This is a genomic window from Rhizobium acaciae, assembly GCF_025941625.1.
Taxonomy (GTDB): Bacteria; Pseudomonadota; Alphaproteobacteria; order Rhizobiales; family Rhizobiaceae; genus Rhizobium; species Rhizobium acaciae.
Genome location: NZ_JAPCZO010000002.1, coordinates 91,817 through 110,218 on the forward strand (window position 1 = coordinate 91,817; position 18,402 = coordinate 110,218).

The 18,402-nt window shown below is 58.4% G+C and carries 12 protein-coding genes; 9 read left to right on the forward strand and 3 right to left on the reverse strand.

What is annotated here, in order from left to right:
* Positions 1-81 precede the first annotated feature (81 nt).
* The 9 genes from OLZ32_RS04245 (at position 82) to OLZ32_RS04275 (ending at position 13,829) form a co-directional block, all read left to right on the forward strand.
* Positions 82-8,688, forward strand: coding sequence for a hemagglutinin repeat-containing protein (locus OLZ32_RS04245; RefSeq protein WP_264419675.1), 8,607 nt, complete (start codon positions 82-84; stop codon positions 8,686-8,688).
* Positions 8,689-9,194: 506 nt separating this feature from the next.
* Positions 9,195-9,329, forward strand: coding sequence for a hypothetical protein (locus OLZ32_RS39325; RefSeq protein ID WP_406647452.1), 135 nt, complete (start codon positions 9,195-9,197; stop codon positions 9,327-9,329).
* 626 nt (positions 9,330-9,955) lie between these two features.
* On the forward strand, positions 9,956-10,528 hold the full coding sequence (locus tag OLZ32_RS04250) for a hypothetical protein (RefSeq protein ID WP_264399254.1): 573 nt from the start codon (positions 9,956-9,958) through the stop codon (positions 10,526-10,528).
* A gap of 255 nt (positions 10,529-10,783) precedes the next feature.
* Entirely contained in the window at positions 10,784-11,680 is an 897-nt protein-coding gene (locus OLZ32_RS04255; protein ID WP_264419677.1) for a hypothetical protein, read from the forward strand.
* The gene (locus OLZ32_RS39330) at positions 11,677-11,949 is read left to right on the forward strand and encodes a DUF6883 domain-containing protein (protein ID WP_406647449.1); all 273 of its coding nucleotides are present in this window, start codon (positions 11,677-11,679) and stop codon (positions 11,947-11,949) included. The genes OLZ32_RS04255 and OLZ32_RS39330 overlap by 4 nt, the downstream gene beginning before the upstream one ends.
* Positions 11,946-12,167, forward strand: coding sequence for a hypothetical protein (locus OLZ32_RS04260; protein WP_264399352.1), 222 nt, complete (start codon positions 11,946-11,948; stop codon positions 12,165-12,167). The genes OLZ32_RS39330 and OLZ32_RS04260 overlap by 4 nt, the downstream gene beginning before the upstream one ends.
* A 399-nt stretch (positions 12,168-12,566) precedes the next feature.
* Complete coding sequence (locus OLZ32_RS04265; protein ID WP_264399351.1) at positions 12,567-12,899, forward strand: hypothetical protein; 333 nt, start codon at positions 12,567-12,569, stop codon at positions 12,897-12,899.
* 105 nt (positions 12,900-13,004) lie between these two features.
* Entirely contained in the window at positions 13,005-13,244 is a 240-nt protein-coding gene (locus OLZ32_RS04270; protein ID WP_264399350.1) for a MafI family immunity protein, read from the forward strand.
* A 174-nt stretch (positions 13,245-13,418) separates the two neighbouring features.
* A complete protein-coding gene (locus OLZ32_RS04275) occupies positions 13,419-13,829 on the forward strand; it encodes a barstar family protein (RefSeq protein ID WP_131139670.1) in 411 nt (136 codons plus the stop codon).
* 256 nt (positions 13,830-14,085) lie between these two features.
* On the opposite strand, the gene OLZ32_RS04280 is transcribed toward OLZ32_RS04275, so the two are convergent.
* From OLZ32_RS04280 to OLZ32_RS04290, 3 genes are all read right to left on the reverse strand, one after another.
* On the reverse strand, positions 14,086-15,774 hold the full coding sequence (locus tag OLZ32_RS04280) for an ABC transporter ATP-binding protein (protein ID WP_264399349.1): 1,689 nt from the start codon (positions 15,772-15,774) through the stop codon (positions 14,086-14,088).
* Positions 15,771-16,715, reverse strand: a complete 945-nt coding sequence (locus OLZ32_RS04285) for an acetamidase/formamidase family protein (RefSeq protein WP_011655183.1) — start codon at positions 16,713-16,715, stop codon at positions 15,771-15,773. Before OLZ32_RS04285 ends, OLZ32_RS04280 begins: the two co-directional genes overlap by 4 nt.
* Before the next feature lie 67 nt (positions 16,716-16,782).
* Positions 16,783-18,402, reverse strand: coding sequence for an ABC transporter substrate-binding protein (locus tag OLZ32_RS04290; protein WP_264399348.1), 1,620 nt, complete (start codon positions 18,400-18,402; stop codon positions 16,783-16,785).

An 18,402-nucleotide genomic window follows, 5' to 3' on the forward strand; every position in this document is an offset into this window, starting at 1 on the left:
GTGCCGCCGCAGTGACGGCGGCGCCGAGGGACGATTGATGTCGAGACACAAAACCAGTTGTGCGTTTGGAAAGACAAAACGATGAGTGTGAAAACCGGTCTTGGTTCGAATGGCAAGGGTCCTGGCTACCGACTGGGCAACTTCGCCCATCGCTCGCTTGCCATGGTGCTCAGCGCGCTGCTGGTGTTTCAGCCGATGTTCGCCAATGCCCAGTCGGTCTCGGTAAGCACCACGGCGCCGGCGGCCAACCAGCCGGGCGTCGGTACGGCCCCGAACGGCGTGCCGCTCATCGACATCGTCACGCCGAACAGCAAAGGTCTGTCGCACAACAAATACGACAATTTCAACGTCGGCACGCCCGGCCTCATCCTCAACAACTACAAGGGCGAGATCGGCAACTCCAATCTTGGCGGCGTCACGCCGGGCAATGCCAATCTCAACACGTCAGGCCCGGCATCGGTCATCCTCAACGAGGTCATCAGCGGCAACCGCTCGGCCTTGAACGGCCCGATCGAGGTGTTCGGCGGGCGAGCCGATGTCGTCATCGCCAACCCGAACGGCATCACCTGCGACGGATGCGGCTTCATCAACACCCCGCATGCGACGCTGACGACCGGTGTTCCCGATATCGGCGCCGATGGCGCGCTGAAGGGCTTCACCGTCAACGGCGGTGATGTCACCTTCGGCTCCAAGGGCGCTAACCTTGCCGCCGGCGCCGGCAGCGTCGACCTTTTCGATGTCGTCTCCCGTGCGGTCAAGATCGACGGCCCCATTTACGGCAACGATATTCGCGTGACCGCCGGGCGCAACAAATTCGACTACGCGACAGGCGATGCGACGGCGCTGTCCGCGACGTCAGGGACGCCACAATACGCCATCGATGGTTCGGCGCTCGGCGCGATGCAGGCCGGCCGCATCAAGATGGTCGTCACCGAAAACGGCGCCGGCGTGCGCATGAGCGGCAATCTTGCCGCCAACGCCAACGAGCTGTCTTTGTCTGCCGACGGCAAGATCTCGCTCGGCAACGTTTCCGGCGAGCAGGGCGTTTCGGTCTCCTCGAGGGCGAAGGTGACCGCCGCCAAGGTCACGTCGAAGGCAAAGGTCGCCGTTCAGGCGGATCAGGGCATCACTCTCGATACGGTCGCCGCCGATGGCGACATCGTGCTGTCAAGCGGCAGCGGATTGTTGAGTGTCGGCGGCGAGGTCAACAGCGCCGCCAACGTGATGATGTCGTCATCGAACGGCATTACGGCAGGCAGCGTCGTGGCCGGCAATGCGCTCACCCTATCCAGCACATCGGGCAACATCCAGATTGCCGGTGCGGCAAACAGTGCCGATGCGCTGACGATCACGGCGACATCGGGCTCGATCTCTGCCGCCTCGCTTGTCAGCGGCAACAATCTCACCCTATCCGCCGGCTCCGACATCGCCATATCGGGCGATATGCTCGCTGAGGGCAACGTCACGGCTTCAGGCCGCTCGATCGCAGCCGCGACCGTCGCCTCGGGCGTCGATCTCGCCGCCACCGCGCAATCGGCCAACGGCACGTTGATGCTGCAGCAGACAGGCAGCATGAGCCTTACCGCGACGAACGGCTCTATCACCGCCGGCAACGCGCTCATGAGCAGCGGCGCTCTTTCGGCCACGGCGACGCAGAATATCGCCTATATCAAGCTCCAGAGCCTTAGCAGCGCAGCACTCACGGCCTCCGGCCAGATCAGTTACGGCAACCCCACCAGCGCCACCGGCAACCTGACGCTCACCACCACCAATATCGATCTCTCCAATGGTGCCGCCAGCAACATCACTGCTGGCGGCACGCTGACGCTCAATGCCAATAGCGCCAATCTCAACAACAACAGCCTCACGCTCGGCGGCCTCGCCCTCAATCTCTCCGGCACGGCCGATCTCAGCGGCGCCACCATCAACGCCGTCACCAGTGCCGGCGGTTCCGGCGACATCGCCATCAACGCCGGCGGCCTCTCCACCTCGGTCAGCACCGCGCTGCTCGCCGCCGACGACCTGACGCTGACGCTGCCGTCTCTCACCAATGCCGGACAATTGGCCGCCGGCGACGATCTGACGCTCAACATTTCCGGCAATTTCACCAACAGCGCCACGGGCCTTGCCTATGCCGGCCACGACGCCGGCCTGTTCATCGGCGGGGTGCTCACCAACGATCAAGGCGCCATACTCGCCGGCAACGATCTTGAGATCGCCGGGACGACATCAGGACAAAGGAACACTGAAGTCACCAATATTTCCGGTCTGATCCAGGCTGGAAACGACATGTCCATCCTCACCAGCAATCTGACCAACGAGCGGGCTACTGCGCCGCAATGGACGACCGGGACGCTGGTTTCCTCGGGCGTCGTCAGCGGCTTTACGCTGAATCCCGTCGCCGCCGGCCTGCCTTTCGGCTACCTCGAAACCGCAGATCAGAACATGTACCAGCTCTATGCCGGCGTCGATCCGGGCTTGTGGCAGGATTATCAGCCGCTGCTCTGGTCGAAGGCGACGCTTGCCGACGGCACGACCTATCGTGCATGGACTTGGATTTCGGCTGATGGACCCGAGAAGGTCGAGCCGATCATCGACTGGATCAGGGCCCGCGTGCCGAGGGACGCGAACGGCAATCCCGTTGTCGATCCCAACAACCCGTCGCGCTATTTCATCGTCGACGAGGTGAATTTCAGCGGCTCGGACGAAAGCACCACCTATAGCTGGGATTGGTCGTCCCACCTCAGCCAGTCGGTCTACGAAGATCGGTTGGTCGGCACGCTCAGCCCGGAAGCGACGATCCGGGCGAGCCGCAACCTCACGATCGACGCCACGAATTTCAGCAATTCCTACAGTTCGATCGAGGCTGGCGGCGACGCGACGCTGCAGGGCTCGGCGCTGACCAATACCGGCGTCACCCTCTTCCGCACGACGACGACGACCTGCAACGCCCAGGGCGCCTGCACCGCCTATGATGCCAACGGCAACGCCAATCCCTCGAAGAACATCGCCAACGGCACAACGATCGTCAGCTCGGTGCAGGCAATCGGCGGCGTATCGGCCAACATCAAGGCCGGCGGCGCGCTCTCTGTCAATTACAGCAGCGTCAACAATACTTCCGCGGCCGGCTCGATGGCCGGCGGAGCCAGCGTGGCCGCCGCAAGCAACCCCGGCGATCCGTTGTCGGCGCTTTCCGGCCTGACCGCCGGCGGCGCATTGTTCAACGTCAACGCAGACCTCGTGCCTCCCGCCAACCTGCAATCCGGCGGCGTCGGCGGCAACATACCCGGACAGACCTTCCTGTTCGAAACCCGCGCGGCCTACCTCGATGTCGGCACCTTCTATGGCTCCGGCTATTTCATGGACAAAATCGGCTATCAGCCGGACACCACCATTCCCTTCCTGGGCGATGCCTATTTCGAGAACCAGCTGATTGAAAAGCAGATTCAGCAGCTTGCCGGCCAGGGTCTGGGACCGGGCTCCTTCATCCCCGGCAGCGATGCCACCGAGCAGGTCAAGACGCTGCTCGACAATGGCATCACGTACGCCAACGACCACAATCTGCAGGTCGGCCAGGCGCTCACCCCCGAAGCGGTCGCCGCGCTGACGAAGCCGGTCGTCCTCTATCAGAAACAGGTGGTCAATGGCATCGAGGTGTTGGCGCCGGTCGTCTATCTCCCGAGCACGGCGACGGCGCAGCTGACCGCCTCCGGCGCGCTGATGTCAGGCGCATCGGTCTCCGTTGCGGGCGGCGAGATCAAGAACTCCGGCGCCATGGTCGCCTCCAACGATCTTTCCGTTTCCGGCTCCTCGATTGCTTCGAACGGCGGCACCTTCAAGGCCGGCAACGACGTCTCGCTGTCCTCCTCCGGTGCGCTGACGCTGACGGCACAGTCCATGGATCTCGGCGGCCAGGCGATGGTCAATCCGAACGCCGCGGTCACCGCCGGCGGCGATGCGACGCTTGCCGCCGCAGCCGACCTGACGCTGAACGGCGCTCTGGTCAGTGCCACAGGCAACGCCTCGCTCACCGGCAAGAATGTGACGCTGGATGCAGCCAAGGTCGACAATGGCGGCCAACAAAATGCCACCGGCAGCCAGGTCGCCAGCGGTAAGGCTCTGACGATCAAGGCAACCGACAATGTCAACGTCATCGGCAGTTCCGCCAAGGCGGGCACGACACTCGATGTAACGGCCGACAATGGCTCGGTGGCCGTGGTGTCGACCGATGTCGCCCGCAACAACCAGTCCGGCTACACCAAGACCCTCTCCACCGATCAGCAGCAATCGCAGCTTGCCGCCGGCACGAATGCGACGATCAAATCAGGCGGCGACATCCTGCTCTCCGGCTCCTCCGTCAAGGCCGGCGGCAATGCCGCGCTCAGCGCCGGCGACGATATCAACATCACCGCCGCGCAGGAGCATTCCGAATCCACCTTCGGCAAGAAGTCCGCCTCGTCGATCACCCATGTCGGCTCGGAGATATCGGCCGGCGGCGATCTCTCGGTGACGGCCGGCAACGGCAGCGGCGATCACGACGTCAACATCGTCGGCAGCAAGCTCGCCGCCGACGGCAAGGTCGGTCTCAAGGCCGATGGCGACCTAACGATCGCCGAAGCCACCGACACCGCAACCCTCGACACCAAGCTCAGCATCAAGGGCGGTTTCCTCGGCAGCAGCGAGAAGACGACCACGCATCTGGAAACGACGACGGCCGTCGGTTCCGCCATCACAGGCGGTGGCGGCGTCGATATTGATTCCGGCAAGGACACGGTCATCTCGGCCTCGAGGATCGAGGCCGGCAATGAGGCCGGCGCCGCAGACCTGAACATCACCACCAAGGGCGACCTCATCATCGCCTCCGGTATGGATACCAGCGCCAAGGATGACAAGGGCTCGCGCAGCGGCTTCCTGTCCAAAGGCTCGTCCAGCTACAAGAGCTACGACGAGACGACGGTCGGCTCGCAGCTGAGCGCCACCGGTGACATCAATCTTGACGCAGGCAAGGCAGCAGTCATTGCCGGTTCAAACGTCGATGCCGACGGCTCGATTAATGTGGCGGCCAACAGTGTCTCGATCATCGGGGCTCAGGAGACGCACGAGCTCGAGGAGCAGCGCAAGAAATCCGGCTTCGGCGTCGGTTCCGGCGGCGGGTTTATTTCGATCTACGGCAGCCAGCAGAACAAGGGCGCACAGGCCTCGACGCTGAATGTCGGCTCGGCGCTTTCCGCCGGCGAGGACGTCAACCTCACGGCCCGTAAAACCGATCTCAACATTATGGGCTCGTCGGTCAATGCCGAGCGCGACATCAATCTGTCGGCGACTCGCGACGTCAACGTGACGCCGGGCGCGGAGAGCTTCTCGCAGTCCGAAGAGGAGAAGAAGTCTGGCTTTGGCCTGTCCTTCTCGGCCGGCAATGGCGGCTTCTCCGTCGGCATCGGCGCGCAGACCAGCAAGGACAACTCGACGCAGCAGGCCGACACCAACGCGGCGTCGATGCTGTCCGCCGGTCGCGACCTCAACATCTCCGCCGGCAACAATGTCAACCTGCAGGCCGCCCAGGCCTCGGCCGAGCGCGACGTCAACCTGTTCGCCACCAAAGACATCAATCTTCTGTCGGCCAACGACGTCACCAATTATCAGGAGGTGCATGAAAAGACGTTCGCTGGCGTGACGCTCACCGTCTCCAGCCAGGTCGGCCAGGCGGCCGAAAGCATCATGAACTCGGCGGAGCGCCTGACCGGCGACAGTCGGGTCAATGCGCTCACCAACACCGCCATCGCCGCCCTGGGCTTCTATCAGGGCTACACCGGCCTGAAGAGCGCCTATGAGCAGTATCAGAAGGATGGCAGTATCGGCGTCAATGTCGCGCTGACGGTTGGCGCCAGCCATCAGGAAAGCGGTTCCTCCTCGTCGTCCTCGACACCTGTTGTCACCGACATCCGGGCCGGCCACTCGGTCACCATGAATTCTGAGAACGGTTCAATTACCAGCGATGGCACGCAGATGCTGGCTGGCTACGACAAGGAAGGTTTGCCGACCATTTCCGGCGATCCGCTGGCTGGCGACATCATCCTGTCGGCGAAAAACGGCAACATCAACCTGAACGCTGCCACTGGCGCCTCGAATACCTCCAGCGAGAATAACTCCTGGAGTGCGGCTGTTGGCGTTGGCGTGCAGTACGGTGCAAAATCGAAGAGTGCCGATGTGGGACTCGTCGCCAATGCCAGCTATGGCGAGGGCAGCGCCGGCACCACAGGTGTCAATCACTTCAACACCCATATCAACGGCATCGGCGATGTCACCATCCTTACCAACGACCTGGCGCTCAAGGGAGCGACCGTCACGGGTGGCTCTATCACGGCCGCTGTCCGGAACCTGACAATCGAAAGCCTGGTCGATACGGCAACCGCCAAGGCCAATCAGTTCAACGTCAACGCCTCCACAGGCTTCGGTTCCACCAGCGTGTCGGGCGTGGTTCAAAAGGGCGCGGGCGATGCCGCCGTCGTCTCCGAACAATCCGGCATTCATGCCGGTACCGGCGGTCTTTACCTTGATGTCGCCAAGCAGACGACCCTCCTCGGCGGCCTGATCACCAGCAATGCGGCGGCGGCCCTCAATATCTTCTCCACCGGCACGCTGACCGTTACCGATATCGATATGCATTCGGCCTGGAAGGCCAACACCTTTGGCGCGTCGATCGGCACCGGTGGTCTCACTCTTGCGACGGTCAAGGATGGCGAGAACAAGACCGGCCAGGCTTTGTCTGCAATCGGCGCCAACATCCCGATCACAATCACCGATCCAACTCACCAGATCCAGGACATTGGCGCGATCCGCCGCGACACCGAAAACACCAATACATCGCTGCCTGGTTTGCCCGACCTCGAGAACATCCTGCGCGACCAATACAAGACCCAAGCCGATCTGCAGGCAGCACAGAAGACGATGGCAACATTGGTTGGCGATATCGCGGATGGGCTTCGCAATCATGCGTTGACGCAGGCCGAACATGATTTTTGGGACGAAGGCGGTCAAGGCCGCGCGCTGCTGCACGCGATCGGCGGCGGGATCCTTGGTGGCGTCAATGGTTGGGAGGGAGCGATAAAGGGCGCCTTGGGTGCTGGTGCAGCGACGTTAATGGCGCCGGCCATCGCCAGTCTCGTCAAGGGCATGCTGAAAGACAGTACCTTGTCGGCTGAAGACAAGCAGACGCTTGCCACCCTCATCGGCGCAACCCTTAGCGCTGCTGTGGGTGGTGCGATCGGCGGCGGCGAGGGAGCCGGCTACGGAGCGGCAGAATATCAGTACAACTATCTTTATCACCATGAGAAACTGGCTCGTGAAAAGGCCAAACAACAGCTCGATCGATGCATCGAAGGTGGTGCGACGTGCACAAACGAGCAGGTGGCGACGCTCCAACAGCAGATTGGCTACTGGGATCAACTCGACACGCAGCGCGATACGGCTTTGACCGGCGCCTGCGATGCTAATCCAACTGGCCCTGCTTGCGTTGCCGCAATCACCGATGCGTTAAGAGCGGTCGAATATCTCCGCGACCCGGCAGACCCGATGATGAACCCGTCATCTGTTCTACCCGGCGGTTATACGGACTTGGAGATGCGGCTGGTCGATGGCCGGTATGGGGGTCTTTCGAACCAGGAGCTTGCCGCAGCCGTATACGCCGAGCGCATTCAGACGATCGAATTGTTGAGTGAGTACGCCGATTCTGTTCAGGCGGCGCTGCATGCTAACGTCAACCAATCTCTCCTCAATGCGGCTCTGGCCGTCTTCTCATTCGCGCTCACCGAGAAGCTCGGACAAGTCAGAGGCCGAACCAACGAGGAGACTGTATCCGGTTGCTCGTTCGACGGTTCGACTCTGGTCAAGACGATAGACGGATTTACTGCCATTAGCCAAATCCGGCCCGGCAAGACACTGGTCTGGTCACGCGACGAGCAAGGGCGTGAAGGCTACAAGCTTGCTCTTGCTAAGATCCAAGAGAGGCATGAACAAACGCTCTATTTGACCGTCAAGTCCGATACGAGCGGGTATCAACAGACAATCATAACCACAACAAACCATCCCTTCTTCGCCGTTCTGTCGGAAGAGAGAGCGATCCCGGTCGCGTTGCCGGAAGGCCATCGCTATCAGGGACCGATCAAAAATGGTGCCTGGGTTGCCGCACGCGATCTTCGTCCCGGCGAAAGGCTGTCCGATGCCGATGGGAGCTGGAGTTCAGTCGTCAATATCCGCGTCGTAGACAGGTCGCTCGATGCCTACAATCTAACGATTGCGAATTTCCATACCTACTTTGTGAAACAGGCTACAGGTGATTACGCAGAACCAGTATGGGTACACAATGAATGCCGAGTTCCTGTAAGTTCATTCGAGCAGGCGCGGAACGAAGCGTTGGATCTAGTAGGTACAATTGATCCAGCCACCAGAACGCCTTTCGTTGCGAAAAATGTTGGCGGCAACAATGCACTTGCTGGTAAAGTTGTAGGATTTGAAGGCTATAGGCCGGACGGAACCTGGGTAAGGATGAGGATGGATTGGGACCCCGTTAAAGGCGCTCATATTAATACCCAGGTCGGCAAAGGGGTGAACGCCGTGAAGACTTCAATAGAGTTTCCTGGAACAATAGACGATGTTGTTCGGTATGTTAACGGGAATTTTAGCCAGTGACATCAAAAAGTATAGAATTGTTTGGGTTTAAGTTACCTCCTGGCGAATTCACGATCGTCGTGGGGGATAATTCTCTTGATATCTTCAATAAGTTCATAAATGAGCGGTTTGTCTGGTCGATTTCTGGAATAGACTGGACGAAATCAAATTATGCCGCCCAGTGTAAAATTGGAAACGAAAATAACATAATTGCTTGCTTGACAGAATTAAGGATTTCGCATCGTTTACATGGAATATATTCTCTATGGTTTGATCATGGCGATACTATGTTAATTACGGGAGATCTGAATGTTCTATGTGATATGGTATCTTTTTTTGACGAACACCCAACGCTGCCATGCACAGATTTTTGGATTTTCTCAGAATCCACAGGGAAGTGTATCGAAGTGTATCATGAGGACATAATTACACTTGGGGTCTCCTGAGAAATTATCGCGATTTATTTGAAGGCCGAGATGAAATTTTATCTGCCTCTGTCTCGACGTAGCTAGTTTACCGAAACGCTTTTGGATCATACCAATAAGGCGGACATAATTCCTTTAGATATGCGTTTCTTGAGTGAAGGAAATCAAGCGATACTAATGAATGTCGTTAGAAGTCTATCGGCATCGCAACAAGCAAAACTCATCCTTGTGAGGTAAAAACATGGCAGGGTCAATTATTGTATCGCGTGGAGTGCTAATTTCTCTGAACACGATGGGGCTCTACTATTTAATTGAGAGAATTAGAGTCGAGTTCGGCGATGAGGATAATGTATATCGGACACGCATATACGAAAGGTTGGACGAGCAGGGAATGCCCTTTATCGCGTTAGATGAGCAAGATTCCCAGGGGTTTAATGCGTTCGTAACCGCGACCAAGCGAGCCTATGACAAAGAACGCAAACAGGCATCATTCTGTGAGCCGTTGTGGAGCGACCTCAGAAATAAACTTGTATCCGACCCCCGATACGCGGGTGATATCTTCTAGCAGATCGATTACCGAGGAGACGAGCAGATAAAGATGGACAAAAAGGCACGAAGGTTCGACAGTTATTGATGATATTGTTGATGTATTTGAGAGGGCAAGCCGATCGACGGTAATATTTATACCGTTGATTTGCCACTTCATTAGTCCGAGTTATCCGGCTGAATCAACCAGTGAATGACCTAGAAGAGGCAATGAAAAGGGTCATATCGGATTCCCGATACGACAAAACCGCACCAACTGTAACGATTTACACGGCGCAGGGTAAACTTGTGTACTCCTGTCCAAAATAGAGGTCGAAATGTCGGTTGATTACATGCTTTTGAATCTCGACACTGGGGACATGATCGCTGTCGGCAAGCAAAGAACCCACCCTGCTGTTCCGGAGATCGGATTATTGGAGGAGCACACGTTTTTTGACGGAATTCCTCACGTAGATCATTCTGAGGGCTGGGAGGAATTGTATAGGCGATCCGGACATATTCTAAATTTTTTCCTAGCACATTCGCGAGGGTGTCGGATAGTTGTTATGGAAACGGAAGATATCGCCGACATAATGGGTGAAATTGAAGAGGAAACAGGCGAAATCATCATGCTTCGTGGATCTATGCATATTCAGAATGAGAAAATTGGAAGGCCATATTTTCAAAGACGGCTTCAGCATACCAAATCCCAATCTCCGAAGTCGGACGCGGAAAAAGAAGCGCGGGAGAAAAGAGCTCTGCAATATCGTGATGAAATCAAGCGGCTTATCAGGGCGAATGTAGTGAAGATTCCGAACAAGATCGGCGAGCTTGTCCCGACCTTCCAAGCTGGTGATATGGATCCCGATCCCGTTTTCGTGCCTTGGGATGATCGTCGTAGATCGCGTTGATTCATTGTAGGCCATGACCTGCCACTGCGAATCTCCTCCAGAATGAATTAGCCCGCTTTTGTCACAGCGTCTCTGTTATTGATTGAGCGCTGTCGGCTGGCGTGGCGTCCACAGCGAAGACGCGCGCGGCGGTCGCCGCGATGTGGGCGTTTTGTCTGGGCCGGTGATGTATCCTGTGTCGTCGGCAGGAAAGTGCCGCAGCCGTTTCGCAGCTTCTGAACATGGCGATTGGAGAGATTTCCCAGAAGCTTGGCTTTGCGGAGGGAAGTCCTGAGAAGATCGCCCTGCACGCGGCCGCCGGCGCTGACGGCGGTGGTTTCGGGAGGAAACATAGGTCTCGGTGCCGTCGCAGGCGGCACACAGGAACTGATTGGCGCGGTCATCGGCAAGGCGCTGATGGATAATCCGAACCTGACGCAGGAGGAGCGTAACGCACTCGGCCAATGGGCGGCGGTTCTCGTCGGCGCGGCAGTCGGCGGAAACCAGGGGGCGGCCACCGCACTCGACTCTGAGAGCTTCAACCGGCAGCTTCACATTGATGAAGCCAGGCTCATTGCCGCCAACGCCGCCCGCTATGCGGTGCAGCAGGGCTACTGCACAAGTGTTAACGATTGCTCAGACGCGGCGATCAAGCTTGCTACCGGCGAACTGATCAACCAGGCACTCAAGCAAGTAGATATTTCGCAAGCCAACCTGCCGCAGAACGATGCAGCATCCGCCTTCCTCGATAGCATCGCGCCAAAGGCCTTTTATTGCAACCCTGGCTCTACCGCCTGCCTTCAGTATTTCCACGCAAGCGGCGACGAGTACCGCGATACATCGATCGACGCGGAGTTTTTCCCCAAGATCGTCGAGTTTTATAATCTCGCTTCGGACTTTTATAACCGAGAGCATCTAACGCAGATCGATATCGCCGATAGCCTTTTCAGGCAGGCCGAGATTATTGGCGGTATACGCTACGCAAACGCTCGCGTAGATCAAGCGATGCTGCCATGGTTGATCTTCAACGGGGTCTTTGCCGGCATAGGCGGCCCTTTCGCAGTCAAGCAGAAGGCGGCTGAACGTGAGGTGCTAGCAACGGAGGCTGCACGGGACGTAGGGTTGGTTTTGAAACATCCAATCTTAAAAGCAAGTTATATGATTATCTATTGAACGCAACGCATCCGCAAAACCAAAGTAAAGCTACCTGGTTTAAGCAAGCTTTGGGCTTCGACCAAAGCAATTGGAAGGATCTATCGTCGCAGTTGTATTTTGATATAGGAGCGGCTACGGCGACAAAAACTACCGAGTATAGGAAAACGTATGAACAAGTCATTCCAATTTTAGGCGCTAACGGAAAGACGATTAACACAAAGTTTGTGTTCATGCAGGACAATTTCGGAACGGTCCGACTAGTGACGGGGATTCCTACGAACAAATGAGCACAATGAAGGAAAATGATGTCTTCGCATTGCCGAGAGAGGTTAACGCAGTAGTGATCGGCGAACACATTGATATAGTTTTGCCTGCGGGAACAGTAGTTACTGTTGTCGTGGTTTTCGGGGACCCAGATTCACCAACTGCCTATGAGGTTGAGGCGTTTTTACCTGACAGTAGTAACTATGCGCTGGCAACGGTCGAGGCAGCGGACATTCGGTGACTGTTTGCGGGTGGCCTATAGAGCTCATGATTGTCCAATCGGAAGCATTGTTCTGGTCGATAACTCTGAATTTCTTAAGTGGTTTCATTCAAAGAGTTGCGGGATTTACTCTGATGACGATATTTTCCATGTGGCTGTCTTGACGCAGAACGAATAGCTTGAGGTTGTTTGTGACCAACTTCCTAAATTCAGATGGGTCGTGTCCCAGCACGCGGTGTGGGTGACAGAAGGTAGCAAAGGCGGTGGATCGCACTTTCGCGCGGCTTGGCAGATGTCGGCGACTGGCCAAGGATTGGGAAAAATCAATCGGCCAGATGGAACAAAAATATCGATCCACTATCAATATAATTCTGTAGCCGGAAGAGCATATGACATGAAGTTAACGAACTAAGCGGCAACATGAAGATCATAGAAAGAGATGGATTCAATAGAGTCGTTGACGTTTATGCAATATATTGGGTGGACGGTCTGCGGCATCATCTAGTTATTCCGCATGAGGGGTATAACGGGTTCACCGTTGTTCCTGAAAACAAGTGTGACGTCGTGGACCCATCGATTGATGGATTCATTCTTCGCGAATCCGGTGGAGGAGACGACATTTTGGTTCATTGGGCCGCGGAAAGAGATGACCTGCTGTATAGGTTGATTGACCCTCCCGATGCCGAGGCTGTAGCGGAATTAGAGCGACGGCTAAGAGAAGACCGGCCTCCTGAACTTGCTTCATTGCGCTAGCGCTCGTTTGAGGTTTAAGCGCCAGTGGGTAAAGGTTCAATGATTGATCACCAGATATTGCGAAGCACATGATGCCGCTTCGCTAGGCACAGTATTGAGGTGGGGATGGAGGTTGAGAAGCGACTAATCAAACTGATCCATGATTTCAACGGGCGGTTACCCGACGAGTATATTGGGGAGTACATATCCCTTGCTGAGCACAATGAGTGCGCGGTTGCATTAGAAAATCTATGCACACAATTGTACGAGTATGATGTTGTGCCGGTCCCAGAGGAACTGACAGCCATTCTGGAGCTGGCTAATACAATGAATTTGAAAGGGGATACGTGGGATTTTCTCAGGTAGTCGAGCTCTTGACGCTCATGGTTTGTGCTCCGGCTTGGCCCCACGGAAGCCGCTGAAACTCTGAGCTATTTGGGTGGTCGCCGCCGCTTTAATCGCAGCCGGGTGAAACGTCGGTGGCAGGTGACTGCGCTACGAGAGACCTGAAGTCCGATTAAAACGTGGTAGGTAAAGAGAGTGGAAGAAAAAAAGAAATTTCATATTGACGGAAAGAAAATCCGGGACTTGGATAGTTTTTTTCGCGAACTTGCGCGGCAGCTTTTTCCGGATATCCCCGACTGGAACTATAATTTCGATGGCCTTGATGACATGCTGGGAGGCGGCTTCGGAACTCCGGAAAACGGATGTGTTCTGTTTTGGGATAACCATCAGTTATCACGTGCTCGTCTTGGACATGAAGAAACAGCCCGTGTTCTAGAAAAACGCCTGAAGAGGAGCCATTCATCCGCTCGAAACGAGATCATGAAGCAAATAAGGATGGCAAAAAGGCGCGAAGGTCCGACAATTTTTGATGATATTGTTGAGATATTTGAGAGGCACAAGCCGATCGAAGGTAATATTTATACCGTTGAATTGCGACTTCGCTAAGTTGCGCTGCAGGCTAATCTCGGCTGGGCGGTCGCCAGTATTTAAGGGCGGCGACTCGGTTGAAGATCGTCTATTGGCATCATGATGAGACTGACGCCGCTGGAGCGATCTTCAAGGCTTTGACCTGCCACTGCGAATCTCCTCCAGAATGAATTAGTGTCCGACCCATTGATGAACCGCTCCCCGTCTCCGGTCCGCGCTGGTCAATTCCCGCAAGGCGCTCCTCGTTTACATTTTAGTCATGTCTGACCCTCAATCACGCATGCGCTTCCCTACCGCGATAGACCTCCGGATCGGGGATCGGAACCGCGGCGATCAGCGCGCGGGTGTAGTCATTCCTCGGGTTCTCGAAGATGTCCCGCCGTGTGCCGGTTTCGATGATGCGGCCGGCGCGCATGACGGCGACGTTGTGCGACATGCGCTCGACCACCGCCATGTCGTGGGAGATGAAGAGATAGGCGAGCCCCATCGTCTCCTGCAGTTCGAGCAGCAGGTCGAGCACCCGGGCGCGTACAGAGACGTCAAGCGCTGCGACGCTCTCGTCGGCGACGATCAGCTTGGGCTCCAGTGCCAGCGCCCGTGCGATGCAGATGCGCTGGCGCTGGCCGCCTGAAAATTCGTGCGGATAGCGCGTCGCCGCATCAGGCGTCAGGCCGACCCGGCGCAGCAGTTCGGCGACGCGGTCCTGCCGTTCGCTGTGGTTGCCGATGCCGTGGATGAGCATCGGTTCGCCGATCGCCTTGCCGACGGCCATGCGCGGGTCGAGCGAGGCATAGGGATCCTGGAAGATCATCTGCGCCGAGCGGCGCACGGGCCGCATCTCGCGCTGGCTGAGGCCGGCGATATTGCGGCCGTCGATCAGGACGTTGCCCTTGAAGGGGATGAGACCGAGCACGGCCTTGCCCGTCGTCGATTTGCCGGAGCCGCTTTCGCCGACGAGGCCGAGCGTTTCACCCGGCAGGATATCGAAGGAAACGCCATCGACGGCTGCGACCGGCGGCTTGCCCTTGAAAAACCGGCTTGCGGCATTGCCATAGGTGACGGTGAGGTCGCGCACGTTCAGGACCGGCGTGCGGTCCGGATGCAGCGTCTCGACGGCGCGCTGGGTGATGCGCGGCGGACGGTCGGTGCCGGCAAGCGCGCCGAGCCGCGGGACGGCGGCGAGCAGTTGCTGCGTATAGGCCTCCTTCGGCCGCTGGAAGATGGCGAGCGCCGTTCCCTGCTCGACGATCCTGCCATTTTGCATGATGACGACGCGATCGGCCATTTCGGCGACGACGCCCATGTCGTGGGTGATCAGGATGATCGAGGCGCCGAATTCGCGCTTCAACTCGCGCATCAGCCTGAGGATCTGCGCCTGTACGGTGACGTCGAGTGCGGTCGTCGGTTCGTCGGCGATCAGCACCTTCGGCCGGCAGGAGAGCGCCATGGCGATCATCACCCGTTGCCTCATGCCGCCGGAAAGCTCATGCGGATATTGCTTCAGCCGCCGGGCCGGGTCGGTGATCTGCACGGCGTCGAGCATCTTCAGCGCCACCGCCTCGGCATTCTCGCTGCCCTGGTGCGCGCGGATTGCTTCGGTCAGCTGGTTGCCGACCGACATGACCGGGTTGAGCGAGGTCATCGGCTCCTGGAACACCATGGCGATATCGCCGCCGCGCACGCTGCGCATCCCCCGGTCGGAAAGCTTAAGCAGGTCGCGCTCGCCAAGCAGCACGCTGCCGGAGGCGACCCGCAGCGAGGCTTTCGGCAGGAGCCCCATGATCGACAGCGAGGTGACCGACTTACCGGAGCCGGATTCGCCGGCGATGCAGAGCGTTTCGCCGCTTGCAAGCTCGAAGCTGACATCCTGGAGCACCGGCTTGCGGCCTTCGGGTGTGCGGGCATCGACGCTCAGATTGCGAAGGCTGAGCACCGGTGCTGCGGCGGGCAAGGCTTCGTTCACGCGAACACGATCCTCGGGAAGTAGAAGGAAACCACCCAGTTCGGCTGGTCGACGATCTCGCTGATCCGGAGATCGCCGCAGACCGAGCAGAGCAGATAGGCGTCGACGGCGCTCATGCCGTGTTCGGCGCCGAGAAGATCGATCATACGCATGACGCTTTCACGCGCCCCGGTCATCAGGTCAGGGCCGATGCCTGTCGTCACCTCGTAGCCGGCGCCGTCGAGATGGCGGGTCACCGGTTCGGTCGTGGTGAAGCGCGGCGTCTGCAGCTTGGCGTCCTTGACGAGCTCGATCGTCGCTTCGACGTTCATCTGGCTTTCGATCGCCGTGCCGCAGACTTCGCCATCGCCCTGGGCGGCATGGGTATCCCCGATCGAAAACAGTGCGCCGTCGACCTCGACGGGCAGATAGAGCGTCACGCCTGCCGTCAGGTCGCGGATGTCCATGTTGCCGCCGACGCGACGCGGGGGAACGACGGAATGGGTGCCGGGCTCGGCGGGTGCGACGCCGATCGTGCCGGCGAAGGGCTTCAGCGGCACGCGGCCGCCCGGACCGTAAAGGGCGGGCACCATGCTGTTGGCGTCATAAGACCAGACGTGCAGCGCCGGATCCTTGAATTGGTCGGCAAGCAGGCCGAAGCCTGGAATATTGGCCGTCCAGCCGACGCCCGACGGAATGAACTTGCGCAGCGTCACCTTCAGTGCATCGCCGGGTTTGGCGCCTTCGATATAGACCGGGCCGGAGACCGGGTTGATCTTGCCGAAATCGAGCGTGTTCAGCGTTTCCAGGGTCGCGTCGCTTCCGAGCTGGCCACCCGATGAATCCATGCATTCGAAGTGGATCGTCTCGCCGGGCTTGGCGACGACGGCGGGGGGGAAATCCTTGTTCCAGCCGAAATTATGCTGGGCGCGGTGGATGGTGTGGGTGCAGGCGATGCACATGGCATATCTCCCTCGATTTTATGATGCCTTCCCGGCGTGGACCGGGAAGGCTTTGTTTCTTCAGGGCCTATTGCTTGACGTAGATCGCGTCGTAATTGATGACGCGGGTCGGATCGATGTAGATGTTGTCAGCACCGCCCATGCGCAGCGACTTGGCGACGACGCGGCGTTCGTTGATAACAGGGATCCACGGCGCATCGGTCATGATGTCGGTGAAGATCTTGCCCCAGGCGGCGGTGCGCTCGGCGGCCTTTGCCGGATCGGACATCGAGTCGGCGGCAACGGCGCGCTTGTCGAGATCGGCGTTGCAGTACCACGACCAGTTCCAGCCGCCCGGAACCGCGCCGGCGCAACCAAGGATCGGGCCGTAGAAGTTGGACGGGTCCGGGAAGTCGGCGATCCAGGCCATGCCGCCCGACCAGATCATCGGCGCTTCGCCTTCCGTGCCGCCGGCCGCGATGACGTTTGCCTGGGCGAGCGCGCGGACTTCGGCCTTGACGCCAACGGCGGCCAGATCCTGCTGGATCGCCTGGGCGATACGCGGCTGCGGATCGGTGTTGGTGGAGTAGAGCACGGTCTCGAAGCCGTCGGGATAGCCGGCTTCGGCAAGCAGCGCCTTGGCCTTCGCCGCGTCATAGGCGTATCCGGCGAAGGATTTGTCGTAGCCGGGCATCAGCGGCGGCAGCGGCTGGTTGGCAGGCGTTGCGCGGCCGTTGAGGATGCGGGTGATGCGGTCCTTATTGATCGCCATGTTCAGCGCCTGGCGAACCTTGACGTTGTCGAAGGGTTTCACTTTGGTGTTCAGCGTGATGTAGCCGGTGTGCAGCTGTTCGCCGTCGACGATCATCTGCGCGCCGTCGGCCGAATTCTTGATTTCGAGGAATTTCGCCGGCGGAATGCCGTCGCCGGCAATGTCGACCTCGCCCTTCTGCAAGCGCAAGAGCGCCACCAGCGGCTCCTGGCCGACCTCGACCTTGAAGCTGTCGATATAGGGAACGCCCTTGACGAAGTAATCCTTGTTGCGCTCGAAAACGAGCTGCTGGCCGATCGTCCAGTCCTTCAGGATGAAGGTGCCGGAGCCGACCGGCTTCTTGCCGAAGTCGCCGGCGGCCGCCTCGACGGCTTCCTTCGGCACGACCGAGGCGAAGTTGATCGCAAGCACGTGCAGGAAGGTGGCGTCGGGGCGCGAGAGGTTGAAGATGACGGTGCCGTCATCCGGCGTCTCGATGCCGGAAAGCGTCGTCGTCTTGCCGCCGGTTTCATCCTCGAAGCCCTTGATGGCGCCAAAGAAGCCGGCGCCGGGCCCCTGCGTCTTCGGGTCGACGGCGCGTTCGATCGAATATTTCACGTCGGAGGCGACGACCTCGCGGCCGTTTGAGAACTTCACGCCCTTGTGTAGCTTGAAGGTATAGGTCAGGCCGTCGGGCGAAACGCTGAAGCTTTCGGCAAGCGAGGGCACCGGGTTCGGCGTACCGGGCGCATAGTCCATCAGGCGGGAGTAGAGGCTCTTGATCATCGACCAGTTGACCCAGTCGTAGCCAATTGCCGGGTCGAGCGTGGTGATATCGTCCTTGTAGGTCACGACGATATCGCCGCCCTGCTTGGGCGTTTCCTGAGCCATGACGGATAATGGGGCGAGCGCCACCATCGTTGCCATGGTCGTCTGTTGCAGCCAGCGTTTGAACAT